The 14118-nt window shown below is 71.8% G+C and carries 13 protein-coding genes; 11 read left to right on the plus strand and 2 right to left on the minus strand.

Annotated features, from left to right (window positions below; translation table 11 throughout):
- Positions 1-56: 56 nt before the first annotated feature.
- The 5 genes from ACZ7KX_RS31175 (at position 57) to folE (ending at position 6254) form a co-directional block, all read left to right on the plus strand.
- Positions 57-1226 carry a zinc-dependent metalloprotease gene (locus tag ACZ7KX_RS31175; RefSeq protein ID WP_470329381.1) on the plus strand — a complete coding sequence of 390 codons (1170 nt, stop codon included), beginning with the start codon at positions 57-59 and terminating at the stop codon, positions 1224-1226.
- A gap of 280 nt (positions 1227-1506) precedes the next feature.
- Positions 1507-2634, plus strand: coding sequence for a tRNA lysidine(34) synthetase TilS (gene tilS / locus ACZ7KX_RS31180; protein ID WP_470329382.1), 1128 nt, complete (start codon positions 1507-1509; stop codon positions 2632-2634).
- A 71-nt stretch (positions 2635-2705) separates the two neighbouring features.
- Positions 2706-3260: a hypoxanthine phosphoribosyltransferase gene (gene hpt / locus ACZ7KX_RS31185; RefSeq protein WP_030059589.1), complete on the plus strand. Its 555-nt coding sequence runs from the start codon at positions 2706-2708 to the stop codon at positions 3258-3260.
- 226 nt (positions 3261-3486) lie between these two features.
- Positions 3487-5541 carry an ATP-dependent zinc metalloprotease FtsH gene (ftsH, locus tag ACZ7KX_RS31190; protein ID WP_350525676.1) on the plus strand — a complete coding sequence of 685 codons (2055 nt, stop codon included), beginning with the start codon at positions 3487-3489 and terminating at the stop codon, positions 5539-5541.
- A gap of 107 nt (positions 5542-5648) precedes the next feature.
- Positions 5649-6254, plus strand: coding sequence for a GTP cyclohydrolase I FolE (gene folE / locus ACZ7KX_RS31195; protein ID WP_093861483.1), 606 nt, complete (start codon positions 5649-5651; stop codon positions 6252-6254).
- Between the two features lie 45 nt (positions 6255-6299).
- Here folE and ACZ7KX_RS31200 read toward each other — a convergent pair whose 3' ends face one another.
- Entirely contained in the window at positions 6300-7088 is a 789-nt protein-coding gene (locus ACZ7KX_RS31200) for a ferritin-like domain-containing protein (protein WP_350525674.1), read from the minus strand.
- A 119-nt stretch (positions 7089-7207) separates the two neighbouring features.
- Positions 7208-8362: an alpha/beta hydrolase gene (locus tag ACZ7KX_RS31205; protein WP_470329383.1), complete on the minus strand. Its 1155-nt coding sequence runs from the start codon at positions 8360-8362 to the stop codon at positions 7208-7210.
- A 382-nt stretch (positions 8363-8744) separates the two neighbouring features.
- Between ACZ7KX_RS31205 and ACZ7KX_RS31210 the strand changes: the two genes are divergently transcribed.
- The 6 genes from ACZ7KX_RS31210 (at position 8745) to ACZ7KX_RS31235 (ending at position 14022) form a co-directional block, all read left to right on the plus strand.
- On the plus strand, positions 8745-10586 hold the full coding sequence (locus ACZ7KX_RS31210; RefSeq protein WP_470329384.1) for a phosphatidylglycerol lysyltransferase domain-containing protein: 1842 nt from the start codon (positions 8745-8747) through the stop codon (positions 10584-10586).
- Positions 10587-10732: 146 nt separating this feature from the next.
- Complete coding sequence (folP, locus tag ACZ7KX_RS31215; protein ID WP_402808578.1) at positions 10733-11605, plus strand: dihydropteroate synthase; 873 nt, start codon at positions 10733-10735, stop codon at positions 11603-11605.
- Positions 11606-11633: 28 nt separating this feature from the next.
- The gene (locus tag ACZ7KX_RS31220) at positions 11634-12113 is read left to right on the plus strand and encodes a nuclear transport factor 2 family protein (RefSeq protein WP_470329385.1); all 480 of its coding nucleotides are present in this window, start codon (positions 11634-11636) and stop codon (positions 12111-12113) included.
- A 245-nt stretch (positions 12114-12358) separates the two neighbouring features.
- On the plus strand, positions 12359-12718 hold the full coding sequence (gene folB, locus ACZ7KX_RS31225; RefSeq protein WP_030059580.1) for a dihydroneopterin aldolase: 360 nt from the start codon (positions 12359-12361) through the stop codon (positions 12716-12718).
- A gap of 43 nt (positions 12719-12761) precedes the next feature.
- The gene (gene folK / locus ACZ7KX_RS31230; RefSeq protein ID WP_470329386.1) at positions 12762-13361 is read left to right on the plus strand and encodes a 2-amino-4-hydroxy-6-hydroxymethyldihydropteridine diphosphokinase; all 600 of its coding nucleotides are present in this window, start codon (positions 12762-12764) and stop codon (positions 13359-13361) included.
- Positions 13362-13533: 172 nt separating this feature from the next.
- Positions 13534-14022 carry a DUF3180 domain-containing protein gene (locus tag ACZ7KX_RS31235; RefSeq protein WP_350525668.1) on the plus strand — a complete coding sequence of 163 codons (489 nt, stop codon included), beginning with the start codon at positions 13534-13536 and terminating at the stop codon, positions 14020-14022.
- Positions 14023-14118 lie beyond the last annotated feature (96 nt).

Consider the following 14118-nt stretch of genomic DNA (forward strand, 5'->3'; position numbering starts at 1 on the left):
GAGGTGTTCCGGGTGGGTGGCTGCCGTTGGTGGTGGGGAGCACGTACGGTGAGGGCATGACGAGCGCGAGTGGCGGTGCTGACATGGTCGACTGGAACCTCGCGGTCGCGACTGCGACCAGGCTGGTGAGGCCGGGCCCGGAGGTGAGCCGGGAGGAGGCGGCGGCGGTGGTCGCCGAGCTGCGCCGGCACGCGCTGGAGGCGGAGGAGCACGTTCGGGCGTTCACCGGCATGCAGTCGTCGAGCCTGGCCCGGGCCGCGGCGACGCCGGTGCTGGTGGTGGACCGCCCCGGGTGGGTGCGGGCCAACGTGGCGGGCTTCCGCACGGTCGTCCAGCCGCTGGTGGAGAAGCTGCAGGCGCGCCGGGCGAACAGCGCGGCGGCCGGGGTGTTCGGCACGGTGGGGGAGAAGGCGACCGGCATCGAGGTCGGGGCGCTGCTGGCGTTCCTGGCGACGAAGGTGCTGGGCCAGTACGAGACCTTCGCGCCGGCGGAGCCCTCGCTGGAGGCGCCGGACAGTCCGGCGGCGCTGTTCGACAAGCCGCGGCTGGGGCCGGACGGTCCCGGGCCGGGCCGGCTGCTGCTGGTGGCGCCGAACATCGTGCACGTCGAGCGGGAGCTGGACGTCGACCCGTCCGACTTCCGGCTCTGGGTCTGCCTGCACGAGGAGACGCACCGGACGCAGTTCACCGCGGTGCCGTGGCTGCGCGACCACATCCAGTCCGAGGTGCAGTCCTTCCTCGCCGAGACGGACGTCGACCCGGGTGCGCTGCTGGACCGGCTGCGGGACGCGGCGGGTTCGCTCGGCGGGCTGCCGGGCGTCGGCGGCCGGGAGGGCTCCTCGTCGAACCTGATGGAGATCGTCCAGTCGCCCGCGCAGCGCGAGATCCTGGCCCGGCTGACGGCCGTGATGTCGCTGCTGGAGGGCCACGCGGACGTGGTGATGGACGGCGTCGGCCCGGCCGTGGTGCCGACGGTGGCGGAGATCCGGGAGAAGTTCCAGCAGCGCCGGGACCGCGGTGCGAACCGGCTCGACCTGCTGCTGCGCCGGCTGCTGGGCATGGACGCCAAGCTGCGCCAGTACCAGGACGGTGCGGTGTTCGTGCGCGGGGTGGTGGAGCGGGTCGGCATGGAGGGGTTCAACCGGGTGTGGACCTCGCCGAACACCCTGCCGACCAAGGAGGAGATCCACGATCCGGCCGCCTGGGTGGCCCGGGTGGCCCGCTGAGCGCCCCGTCGTGACGCAGGCGCGCCGCGAGCCGGACGGCAAGCGGCGCGCGGCGGTCAAACCCGCTCGTACGAGTGGTCCAATCGGGCAGATGGTGCGTGAAGAAGCGTTTCTTCATTCACCCGAACGTGGGACGGTGGTCGTACCGGTGGCGCGGGTGGCGTAGCGGGTCGCTCCTTTCTGCCACCATCTGTGAGCGCCCGGTAACAGGGCGCGCACGCAGTGTGCGGTCCCCGCCGCCCGCCGCAGTCCTGTCCCCCTCCGTCGAGGAGACTTCGCCGTGGGCCCTCACCCCGCCGTCGCCGCGATACGCCTGGCCGTTCGCCGCACGCTCGCCGACCTCGCCGCCGAGGCCGGTACCACCTTCACCGCGCCCGTGCGCGAGGCCCGCGAGCGCCCGGCAGGGGCGCCGCTGGTGGGTGCCGCCGTCGGCACCACCCTGATCGGCAACGCCGCGCGCCACCCGTCCGGGCTGCCCCGCACCCCGGCCGCGCCCGGTTCGCCGCTGGTCCTGGTCGCCGTCAGCGGCGGCGCGGACTCCATGGCGCTGGCCATCGCCGCCGCCTTCGAAGCCCCCAAGATCGGCCTGCGGGTCGGCGCCGTCACCGTCGACCACGGCCTGCAGCCCGGCTCCGCCGAGCGCGCCGACCAGGTGGCGGAGCGGCTGCGCTCGCTCGGCCTGGACCCGGTCGAGGCGGTCCCGGTGCGCGTCGGCCGGGCCGGCGGCCCGGAGGCGGCCGCCCGGGACGCCCGCTACGCCGCCCTGGACGAGGCCGCCGAACGCCACGGCGCCGTCGCCGTGCTGCTCGGCCACACCCGGGACGACCAGGCCGAGACCGTGCTGCTGGGCCTGGCCCGGGGCTCGGGCGCCCGTTCGCTGGCCGGGATGCCGGCCCAGAAGGGCCGCTACCGCCGCCCGCTGCTGGAACTGGACCGGGCCGCCACCCGGCAGGCCTGCTCCGCCCAGTCGATCCCGGTCTGGGACGACCCCCACAACTGTGATCCCGCCTACACCCGCTCCCGGGTCCGCCACGAGGTGCTGCCGGTGCTGGAGAAGCACCTGGGCGGCGGCGTGGTCGAGGCGCTGGCCCGCACGGCCCGGCTGTTCCGCGACGACGCCGACGCCCTCGACCAGTGGGCCGCCCTGGCCGAACGCGACCTCCGTACGGGCGAGGGCGCCCTGGACGCCGTGAAACTGGCCGAACTGCCGCCGGCCGTCCGGCGCCGGGTGCTGCGCCGGGCCGCGCTGCGCGCGGGGTGTCCGGCCGGGGACCTCTTCGCCCGGCACCTGGAGACGATCGACCTGCTGGTCACCGGATGGCGCGGCCAGGGGCCGCTGCACCTACCCGGGGGCGTCGAGGCCACCCGCAGGTGTGGCACGCTGGTCTTTCGGCGGCAGGGCGACTGAGGGGCGAGGCATGCCCCGGGGGAGCCGGCCGCCGGCCACACAGACCCCGAACGTTTGAGGACGTATCCCCGGTGGACCAGAACGACATGGGCGCTGACCTCGCGAAGGTGCTCATCAGCAAGGACGAGATCGACGCCAAGCTCCTTGAGCTGGCCGAGCGCATCGACCGGGACTACGCAGGCAAGGACCTGCTGATCGTCGGCGTCCTCAAGGGTGCCGTCATGGTCATGGCCGACCTCGCCCGGGCCCTGCACTCGCAGGTCACCATGGACTGGATGGCCGTCTCCTCGTACGGGATGGGCACCAAGTCCTCCGGCGTGGTGCGGATCCTGAAGGACCTGGACACCGACATCGCCGGCCGTGACGTCCTGATCGTCGAGGACATCATCGACTCCGGCCTGACGCTGTCCTGGCTGCTGGGCAACCTGGGCTCGCGCGGTCCGGCCTCGCTGGAGGTCTGCACGCTGCTGCGCAAGCCGGATGCGGCCAAGGTCGAGATCGACGTGAAGTACGTCGGGTTCGACATCCCGAACGAGTTCGTGGTCGGCTACGGCCTGGACTACGCGGAGAAGCTGCGTAACCTCCCCTTCATCGGCACCCTCGCCCCGCACGTCTACGGCGGCTGAGGGCTCCGTTCGGGCTATGGGCGGGAACAGTGGGTCGTTCCCGCCCGTTGGACCGGGGGATCGAAGAACCAAGCCGTGTCGCTGCGCTCCCGCCATCGGTGGGTCCGACTGCGGTACGGTCCAATAAAACCGCTCTTCACATGAGCACCGACCGGATGCGCCGCGGCCGACAGCCACACGGCGCCGTTGAGTGGCAGGAGGGACGGGGCGGCAACGCCCCGCATGGATGGACGTCAAGCGATACTTCCGTGCGCCGATCATGTGGATCGTGCTGGCCGTCCTCGCCGTCATCGTACTGATGCAGGTCGTTTCGGACTCGAACGGCTACAAGACGGTGGACACCGGTCAGGTCGTGGCGGCGATCGACGCGCACAACGTCAAGTCGGCGCAGATCACCACCGGTGACTCGAACACGATCAAGATCCAGCTGAAGGACGGCGCAACGCTGCCCAGCGCCGGTACGGGCAAGACCCCGTCCGGCACCAAGTTCCAGGCCTCGTACATCGGCGACCAGGGTGTCGCGATCGCCGACAAGTTGCAGGCCCAGGTCAACGACAAGGACTCGAACACCCTCGCCGAGGGCTACACCGTCAGTCCCGAGAAGCAGAGCACCTTCGTCAGCCTGCTGCTGTCGATGCTGCCGATCGTGATCATCGTCCTGGTGTTCCTGTTCCTGATGAACCAGATGCAGGGCGGCGGCTCCCGCGTCATGCAGTTCGGCAAGTCCAAGGCCAAGCTGCTCACCAAGGACACCCCGAAGACCACCTTCGCCGACGTCGCGGGCGCGGACGAGGCGGTCGAGGAGCTCCACGAGATCAAGGAGTTCCTGCAGGAGCCGGCCAAGTTCCAGGCCGTCGGCGCCAAGATCCCGAAGGGCGTGCTGCTCTACGGCCCGCCCGGGACCGGCAAGACCCTGCTGGCGCGCGCCGTCGCGGGCGAGGCCGGGGTGCCGTTCTACTCCATCTCCGGCTCGGACTTCGTCGAGATGTTCGTCGGTGTCGGCGCCAGCCGCGTCCGCGACCTCTTCGAGCAGGCCAAGGCGAACGCCCCGGCGATCGTCTTCGTCGACGAGATCGACGCCGTCGGCCGGCACCGCGGTGCGGGTCTCGGCGGCGGCCACGACGAGCGCGAGCAGACCCTCAACCAGCTGCTGGTCGAGATGGACGGCTTCGACGTCAAGGGCGGCGTGATCCTGATCGCCGCGACCAACCGCCCCGACATCCTGGACCCGGCGCTGCTGCGCCCGGGCCGCTTCGACCGCCAGATCGCGGTGGAGCGCCCCGACCTCCAGGGCCGACTGGACATCCTCAAGGTGCACCAGAAGGGCAAGCCGATCGCGCCCGACGTCGACCTGTCGGCCGTCGCCAAGCGCACCCCCGGCTTCACCGGTGCCGATCTGTCGAACGTCCTCAACGAGGCGGCGCTGCTGACCGCCCGCTCGGACAAGAAGCTGATCGACAACGGCATCCTGGACGAGGCGATCGACCGCGTCGTGGCCGGTCCGCAGAAGCGCACGCGGATCATGTCCGACAAGGAGAAGAAGATCACCGCGTACCACGAGGGCGGTCACGCCCTGGTCGCGGCGGCCTGCCAGTACAGCGACCCGGTGCACAAGATCACCATCCTGTCCCGCGGTCGGGCCCTCGGCTACACCATGGTGCTGCCGGACGAGGACAAGTACTCCACCACCCGCAACGAGATGCTCGACCAGCTGGCCTACATGCTGGGCGGGCGCGCGGCGGAGGAGCTGGTCTTCCACGACCCGACCACCGGCGCCTCGAACGACATCGAGAAGGCCACCGCCACGGCGCGGGCCATGGTCACCCAGTACGGCATGACCGAGCGCCTGGGCGCGATCAAGTTCGGTTCCGACAACTCGGAGCCGTTCCTGGGCCGTGAGATGGGCCACCAGCGCGACTACTCGGAAGAGGTCGCCGCGCTGGTCGACGAAGAGGTCAAGAAGCTCATCGAGAGCGCGCACAACGAGGCCTGGGAGATCCTGGTCGAGAACCGCGACGTGCTCGACAACCTGGTGCTGGAGCTCCTGGAGAAGGAGACCCTCAACAAGGAGCAGATCGCCGAGATCTTCGCCCCGATCGTCAAGCGCCCGACCCGGCCGGCCTGGACGGGTTCCACCCGTCGCACGCCGTCCACCCGGCCTCCGGTGCAGTCCCCCAAGGAGCTGGCGCTCACCAACGGCGCCGTCTCCGGGGACACCGCTCCGGTGGACGTCGTGAAGCTCCCGCCGCTGCCGGCCTCCGAGCCGCCGGTCGAGGGCTGACCCCCGGTTCCGTAGGGAATGGATGCCGCGTCACCAGGGTTTGTACCCTGGAGGCGCGGCATCCGTGCTGTTCAGCCAGAGTCTTCCCACATGTAAGCGAGGCCCGCATGATCGACCCGGTGACGCTCGACGGTCCGCCCGCCGTCGGGACCTTCGACCAGAAGCGGGCCGAGAACGCCATCCGTGAGCTGCTGCTCGCCGTGGGGGAGGACCCGGACCGCGAGGGCCTGCTGGAGACCCCGGCCCGGGTCGCACGGGCCTACAAGGAGATATTCGCGGGCCTGTGGCAGGAGCCCGAGGACGTCCTGACCACCACCTTCGACCTCGGTCACGACGAGATGGTGCTGGTCAAGGACATCGAGCTGACCTCGGTCTGCGAGCACCACCTGGTGCCGTTCCGCGGTGTGGCGCACGTCGGGTACATCCCGTCCCCCAGCGGCAAGATCACCGGGCTGTCCAAGCTCGCCCGGCTGGTCGACGTCTACGCCCGCCGGCCGCAGGTGCAGGAACGGCTGACCAGCCAGGTGGCCGACGCGCTGATGCGGATCCTGGAGCCGCGCGGGGCGATCGTCGTGGTCGAGTGCGAGCACATGTGCATGTCGATGCGCGGCATCCGCAAGCCCGGCGCCAAGACCATCACCTCCTGCGTGCGCGGCCAGCTGCGCGACCCGGCCACCCGGGCCGAGGCGATGAGCCTCATCATCGGCCGGTAGCGCCGGTAGCGCCGGTAGGGCCGGCCGAGCGGCCGGGAACGGCTCTCAGGGCACCTCGTGCTCCGCGTGCGGCGGAGCCGGGGTGCCCAGTGCGTTGCGGCGCTCGGGCATCCGCAGCGTGACCATCCGGCGCCAGCCGTAGGCGCGGTCGTACAGGTACAGCGCGTGCACCCCGAGGGTGACCAGGGCCAGCTGCCAGCGCGGCCAGCGCAGGATCCGGGCCATCCGGGAGGTGACCGCGAGGCCGACGTCCCGGTGGGTGCGGATCTCGCCGCGGGCGCTGGTCTCCAGGGTGTGCCGGATGTACGGGCCGTGCCCCTCGGCCCGGAGCCGCAGCAGCTCCTCGTGGCAGTACGCCAGGTGGTTGTCCTCGTCGGCGGAGATCATCCTCATCGCCCGGCCGAGGTCGGGGTTGTCCCCGTACACCTTGACCAGCTGGCGCATCTGCTCGGCGGCGCGCTGCTCGGTGACCCGGCTGTGCGCGAGGTAGGTGATGATCTCGCGCTCGGTCAGCGGGAGGTCGCTGTTCAGCCGCTCGTGGGAGAGGCCGACGCCCTGGCGCTCCAGCAGCATGCAGTAGTCGGCCTCGTCCGGGACCGGCACCTTGGGCAGGCCGCGCTTGGCCAGCAGCTGGGTGAAGATCCGACCGTGCTTGCGCTCGTCGGCGCCGTGCCGGGCGACCTTCGGGGCGAGGACCGGGTCCCGCGTGAGCGTGGTGATCCGCTCGTTCTCCCAGCCGCCCTGGTCCTCACCGCCGGCCGCGATGCTGCAGAACAGCTGGTAGGCCTGGTCGTTCCGGTAGATCTCGTTGAAGAGCGATCGGGTGCTCAGCACTGCGCCTCCTGCGCGGATCCGGGACGTCCGCCCGCCTGGGCGGCGGGCGGGACGGCCTCGATGCGTTCCCCCCGGCCGTCGGCCGCCCGGGCCGACCGGCGGGTAATCACTCACACGCGCTAGCCGAGGTGCGTGCCCAGCCATTCGAGCGAGGCCGGCAGCTCCTTGGTCCAGCTGTCGATGTTGTGCCCGCCGTCCTCCAGGTAGAGCGAGTCGACCTTGAACTGCGGGTTGGCCGCCGCGACCTGGGTGGCCTGGTCGACGAACTGGACGGTCTGCGGGTAGTCCGACTCCTTGCGGGTGGAGACCACCAGGACGTTGAGCGTCGGCACCGGCAGGTTCTGCAGCCGCCAGCCGAGGTCGTGCTGCTGGGTCAGCGCCTTGTCGCCGCTGAAGAGGTCACCGCCGGTGTAGCCGTCCTGGCGCACGGTGAAGTCGCCGTGCAGGCTGGCCGCGGTGCCGAAGACGTTCGGGAAGCGCATCGCCAGGCGCAGCGCGCAGCTGCCCCCGGTGGAGTAGCCGAAGGTGGCCCAGGAGCCGGCCGTGCGGCCGACCCGGTAGGTGCTCAGGACGGCCTCCGGGACGTCCTTGGCGAACCAGGCCTCGGTGCGAGGCCCGCCGGGGACGTCCACGCACTCGGTGTCCCGGGACGGGACCACCCCCGGGCGGACCATCACCAGGACGGTCGGCGGCATCTTGCCGGAGCGCTCCAGCTCGTACGCCGTCTGGGGGAGGGAGAGGTCCTTGACCAGGTTCAGCGCCGTGCCCGGGTAGCCCGCGATGGCCAGCAGGACGGGGAAGCGGACCAGGGCGAACTTCGGGTCGAAGTACTCGGGCGGCAGGTAGACGAACATCTGGTCGGAGAAGCCCGTCTCCTTACCGCTGACCTGGACCGACTCGACCTTGCCGACCTCCTCGGGGGTGCCCTTCGGCAGGTTGGTGACGGTCTCCAGGCCGCCCTCGGTGGTGGGCTGGATCAGCGCGTCGGCGACCGGGGTGCCGCCCTTGTGGTTCTCGTTGCTGGTCAGGGCGAGCTTGGCGCCGCTGTGGCCGAGCAGGTCGTTCCAGGACGTGTAGAACCCGAAGGAGTTGTTCACCGACAGCGCGAGCACGGCCACGATCGAGACCTGAACGACCGTCAGCAGGCCGATCCGGCCGAGCACGGGCAGGGGGCGCTGCCTGGCCAGCCGGGGCCAGACCCACAGGGTGGTGACCAGGGCCGCGGTCCCGAGTGCGAGCAGCGAGTTCATCAACGCGTCGCTGGTCAGTTCCATGCGGTCGGCCTTCCGGTGGGACACTGGCGGGGCAGGCTTCATCGTCTGGTGGCCCATCAGATCGGGCCACCGCAGCTAGGCTGTCCGGGCGCCCGGGCGGGGGCCGGAAGGGCGGGGGGGAAGTCGCAGGCAACCGGCGCCCTAGAATGCGGCGTCCACCGTACGTAACGCGTCCCGGGGGGTGTCGCCGCGCCACGCTGCTGCGACCCCCCTGCTCCCACCGCCGGCTCAACCCCGCAGCGCGTCCACGGCCCCGGTTTACCGACCGTTTCCGGGTCCTTGGTATGCGCATTGCCTGATGAAGGAATAGGCATGAAGGTCCATCACGCGTCCTCCCCCGGAGTGACGGGACACCGCACCGCAGCCTCTACGCTGAGCTTCCATGAGCGTTCCCGTGTCCGTTGAGCCGAGCCCCGAGCAGCCGCCGCGTCGTCGCCGCGGCCTGCAGACGCTGCGCACCCAGGCAGCCGCTGTTCCGAGGGCCTGGCTCCCGGGCGCGGTCGGCTACGCCTGTCTGCTGATCGGGCTGGTGGACATCGCCAGCGCGGTGTTCCCCAAGCTCCGGCACACCAAGATGCACACGGTCGCCGGGCAGCTGCCGGGCGGTACCACCAGCCTGGCCGCGGTCGGCACGCTGATGGTCGGCATCCTGCTGGTGCCGCTCGCCCACGCGCTGCGCCGCCGCAAGCGTCGGGCCTGGCGGGTGGTCTGCGTGCTGCTGCCGCTCAGCGCGGCGCTGCACATCGTGCGCTGGCACCAGATCGGCCCGGCGGTCGTCTCGCTGGTCGTCCTCGCCGTGATGCTCCTCCACCGGCGCGAGTTCTACGCCAAGGCCGACCCGCGCACCCGCTGGCGGGCGCTGGCCAACCTGGTCGTCATGGGCGTCCTCAGCGTGCTGCTCGGCCTGCTGATCGTGAGCACCCGGACCAAGTACGAGATCGGCCACCCGGGCCTGACCCAGCGCCTGGAGCACGTCGGCTACGGACTCCTCGGCTTCGAGGGCCCGATCCGGTACACCAACATCCGGATGTCCGACCTGGTCGCCTACCTGCTCGGCGGGCTCGGGCTGCTGACCGCCTTCACCACCGCCTACCTGGCGCTGCGCCCGGGCAAGCCGAAGCCCGAGCTCACCGCGGAGGACGAGGAGAAGGTCCGCGAGCTGCTCGCGCGGCACGGCGAGCGCGACTCGCTCGGCTACTTCGCGCTGCGCCGCGACAAGAGCGTGCTGTTCTCGCCCACCGGCAAGGCCGCGATCTCCTACCGGGTGGTCTCCGGCGTGATGCTGGCCTCCGGCGACCCGGTCGGCGACGTCGAGGCCTGGCCGGGCGCGATCAAGGTGTTCATGGCCGAGGCCCGCGAGCACGCCTGGGTGCCGGCCGTGATGGGCTGCAGCGAGGTCGGCGGCGAGGTCTGGACCCGCGAGGCGGGCCTGGACGCGCTGGAGCTGGGCGACGAGGCGATCGTCGACACCTCGACCTTCTCGCTCGCCGGCCGGGCCATGCGCAACGTCCGCCAGATGGTCAAGCGCATCGAGCGCAACGGCTACTCCTGCAAGGTGCGCCGGGTCTCCGAGCTCACCGCGGAGGAGAAGTACCGGATCGCCGACGCCGCCGCCCGCTGGCGCGGCACGGACACCGAGCGCGGCTTCTCGATGGCGCTGGGCCGCTTCGGCGACCCGCTCGACGACGACTGCGTGGTGGTCACCGCGCACAAGGACCCCGAGGAGGGCGAGAGCGGCGACGACCTGAAGGCCGTGCTGCACTTCGTGCCCTGGGGGCCGGACGGCATCTCGCTGGAGCTGATGCGCCGCGACCGCGCCGCCGACCCCGGCCTCAACGAGCTGCTGATCGTCGCCGCCCTCCAGGCGGTGCCCGCGCTGGGCGTCCGCCGGGTGTCGCTCAACTTCGCGATGTTCCGCTCGGCCCTGGCCCGCGGCGAGCGGATCGGCGCGGGCCCGGTGCTGCGTGCCTGGCGCGGACTGCTGGTGTTCCTGTCGCGCTGGTTCCAGATCGAGTCGCTGTACAAGTTCAACGCCAAGTTCCAGCCCGAGTGGGAGCCGCGCTTCCTGGTCTTCCCGAACACCCGCGACCTGCCGCGGATCGGCTTCGCCGCGATGCAGGCGGAGGCCTTCATCACCCTCGGCATGCCGCGCTTCGGCCGCAAGCGCCAGCGGGAGGGCCTGATGCCGGTCCCGTCGACCCGAGAGGTCACCGAGGCCGCCTGAGGCACCGCAGCCGTGAACGAGGCCCCTGCCGGGAATCCCCGGCGGGGGCCTCGTTCGATAATGGGGAGCATGAGCGAGCGCAGCGAGCGGATCACCGGAAGGCGCGCACGGGCCCAGGCCCCTGCCGAGCGGAACGGGGCGGGCGCATGAGCGAGACACCGTCCTTCTCCCTCCCGGTCGGTCTGCCGCGGCTCGAACGCTGCGCCGTGATGGGCGTGGTCAACGTCACGCCCGACTCCTTCTCGGACGGCGGGCTCTGGCACGACCCCGCCAAGGCGATCGCGCACGGGCTCGCCCTGCGGGCCCGCGGCGCGGACCTGGTGGACGTCGGCGGCGAGTCCACCCGGCCGGGCTCGCAGCGGGTGCCCGAGGAGGAGGAGCTGCGCCGGGTGGTCCCGGTGGTGCGCGAGCTCGCCGACGCCGGGGTGACCGTCTCCGTCGACACCATGCGCGCCTCGGTCGCCGAGCGGGCCGTCGAGGCCGGCGCCGCGATCGTCAACGACGTCTCCGGCGGGCTGGCGGACCCGGCGATGGCCCGGGTGGTCGCCGAGACCGGCGCGCCCTTCGTGGTGATGCACTGGCGCGGGCAGTCCGCCGACATGGACCGGCTGGCCGTCTACGACGACGTGGTGCGGGACGTGGTCGCCGAGCTCACCGCCCGGGTGGACGCGCTGCTGGCGGCCGGGGTCAAGGAGGACCAGCTGATCCTCGACCCGGGGCTCGGCTTCGCCAAGACCGCCGAGCACAACTGGGCGCTGCTCGCCCGGCTGGACGCGCTCACCGCGCTCGGCCGTCCCGTCCTCGTGGCCGCTTCGCGCAAGCGGTTCCTGGGTACGCTGCTCGCCGACCCGGCAACCGGGGAACTGCGCCCGGCCCGGGAGCGCGACGACGCGACGGCCGCGGTGTCGGTGCTGTCGGCCCGGGCCGGAGCCTGGGCGGTGCGGGTGCACGACGTGTCCGGCACGGCGGACGCCGTACGGGTCGTCGCGGCGTGGCAGCACGCGGCGCGGTTGGGGTGAGGGAGGGTCTGTGACGGGTGACGGCAGGTTGAGCGGCGGAACGGCCGGGCAGGCGCGCGAGGCGGACCTGGAGGCCGTGCTGGCGGCGAACCGGGCGCTCTACGAGGCGCTGGAACGGGGGGACCTGGAGGCGGTCGAGGACGCCTGGCTGGGCGCCGCGGACGCCGACGACAAGGGTGGCGTGGTGTGCGTGCACCCCGGCTGGCCGGTGTTGCGCGGCCGGGCCCAGGTGACCCGTTCGTACATGCTGATCATGATGAACACGGAGTACATCCAGTTCTTCCTGACCGATGTCGAGGCCGAGGTCCACGGTGATGTGGCCCTTGTCACGTGCACCGAGAACATCCTGTCCGGGGGCGAGGCGGAGGAGGAGGGCGAACTCGGACCGCTGGTCGGCGGAAAGGTCGTGTCGACGAATCTGTTCCGTCGTACCCCGGCCGGGTGGAAGCTCTGGTCGCACCACGGTTCACCCGTTCTGACCAGCGGCGACGAGGACGACGAGGACTGATTCCGACCGCTGCGGAAATGCGGTGGCGGTTCGTCGCCCGGGAATTCCGGAGTGGTCACCGAACGTTCACGTCAATCGCCATTCCGGTGCGCGTGGCGCCGTTTCCTGCCGGGTAGGACGGTCGGGCGTTGTCCGTGCTCGCGGGTAGATTCGAAACGGAGTGGCGGGCGCTGCCCGCCTTCGCCCTGCCCGTCCATGCCTTTCTCCGGGTGGGGCCCGTCCGACTGGGAGCAGTGATTCGTTTGCTGGACCGCGTCACCCTGCGGGGGCTGCGAGCCCGGGGCCACCACGGCGTCTTCGAGCGCGAGCGCGTCGAGGGGCAGACCTTCGTCGTCGACCTCGTGCTGTACCTGGACACCCGCCCCGCCGCGTCCGGAGACGACCTCACCCGCACGGCGCACTACGGCATCGTGGCCGAGGAGGTCACCGCGATCATCGCCGGGGAGCCGGTCGACCTGATCGAGACCCTGGCCCAGCGCATCGCCGACCAGTGCCTCAAGCACGAAGCGGTCGAGGAGGTCGAGGTCACGGTGCACAAGCCGGACGCCCCGATCACCGTGCCGTTCGACGACGTGACCGTGACCATCCACCGGGGCCGCGCGTGACCCCCACCGCGCGCCCGGTATCCGATGCAGAGGGAAGACTTCGATGAGTAGCAGCGACCCGACCGCCACGCCGAACGCGTTCGACCTGGAGAGCCGGGTGGACTCCGCTGACACCACACTGCACAGCCAGCGCTGCGCGGTGATCGCGCTCGGCAGCAACCTGGGCAACCGGCTGGACACCCTGCAGGGCGCCGTCGACGCGCTCGCGGACACCCCCGGGCTGAAGATCAAGGCCGTCTCCGCGGTCTACGAGACCGAGGCCGTCGGCGGCCCCGAGGAGCAGCCCAACTACTACAACGCCGTCGTCGTGCTGCGCACCTCGCTGCCCCCGCGGGACCTCCTGGAGCGCGGCAACGCGATCGAGGACGCCTTCGGGCGGGTGCGGACGGTCCACTGGGGGCCGCGCACCCTGGACGTCGACATCCTGTCCTACGAGGGCGAGCTCAGCGACGACCCGCAGCTGCTGCTGCCGCACCCGCGCTCGCACGAGCGGGCCTTCGTGCTCGCCCCGTGGCTGGACGCGCAGCCGGAGGCCGAGGTGCCCGGGCACGGGCGGGTCGACGCGCTGCTGGCGGCGCTCGGCGGCCCGGACGCGCAGGGCGTGAAGCGCCGCGAGGACATCCGGCTGACGCTGCCGGAGTAGGCGCCCGGGGCCGTTGATCAGGGAACTCGACCGGGGGCCCGGCCGTACCAGTAGGTGTCCGCCGTTCGCGCGGGTGTCCGCCCGGCCGGGCCCGGTACGGTGGCCTGGCGCCGCCGCGTCGGGTCACCGGGCGGTCGGCCGGCTCTGGAATCCCGGGAAGGACCTCCTCCGAGTGAAGCTGCTTCGCCTCCGCCTGCTGATCGGCATCACGGCCGCCACGACGGCGCTGGCCTGGGCCGGCTCCAAGCTGTGGGCCTCCCTGGACACGCTGCCGGCGGTGCCGGGCGCGGCGCCGGTGGTGCTGGCGGCGGTGGCGGTGATCCTGCTGGCGACCGCGCTGTCGCTGCGCTCCCGGCTGAAGGCGGCGCGCGAGCGCCAGCCCGGCGCGAAGGGGGTCGACCCGCTGCTCGCGGCCCGGGCGCTGGTGCTGGGGCAGGCCAGCGCGCTGGTCTCCGCGGTCGTCACCGGCATCTACGCGGGCACCGGGATCTACCTGCTGGGGGAGTTGGACGTGCCGGCCCGCCAGGACCAGGCCGTCACGGCGGGCTTCGCGGTGCTGGCCGGGATCGCGGTGATCGCCGCGGCGCTCTGGCTCCAGCACGTCTGCAAGTTGCCCGAGAATCACGACGGTCCGAGCGGTCCGGCGGCGTCCCACCGCTGAGCAGGGCTTTCTTCGTGATCTTGAGTGAGAATCCGGGCACGTGCGGTAAAAACCGCCCCCTGTCAAGGGCGGAAGGGGACCCTGGGCTGACAGAGC

The sequence above is a fragment of the Kitasatospora sp. NPDC038210 genome (assembly GCF_055600605.1).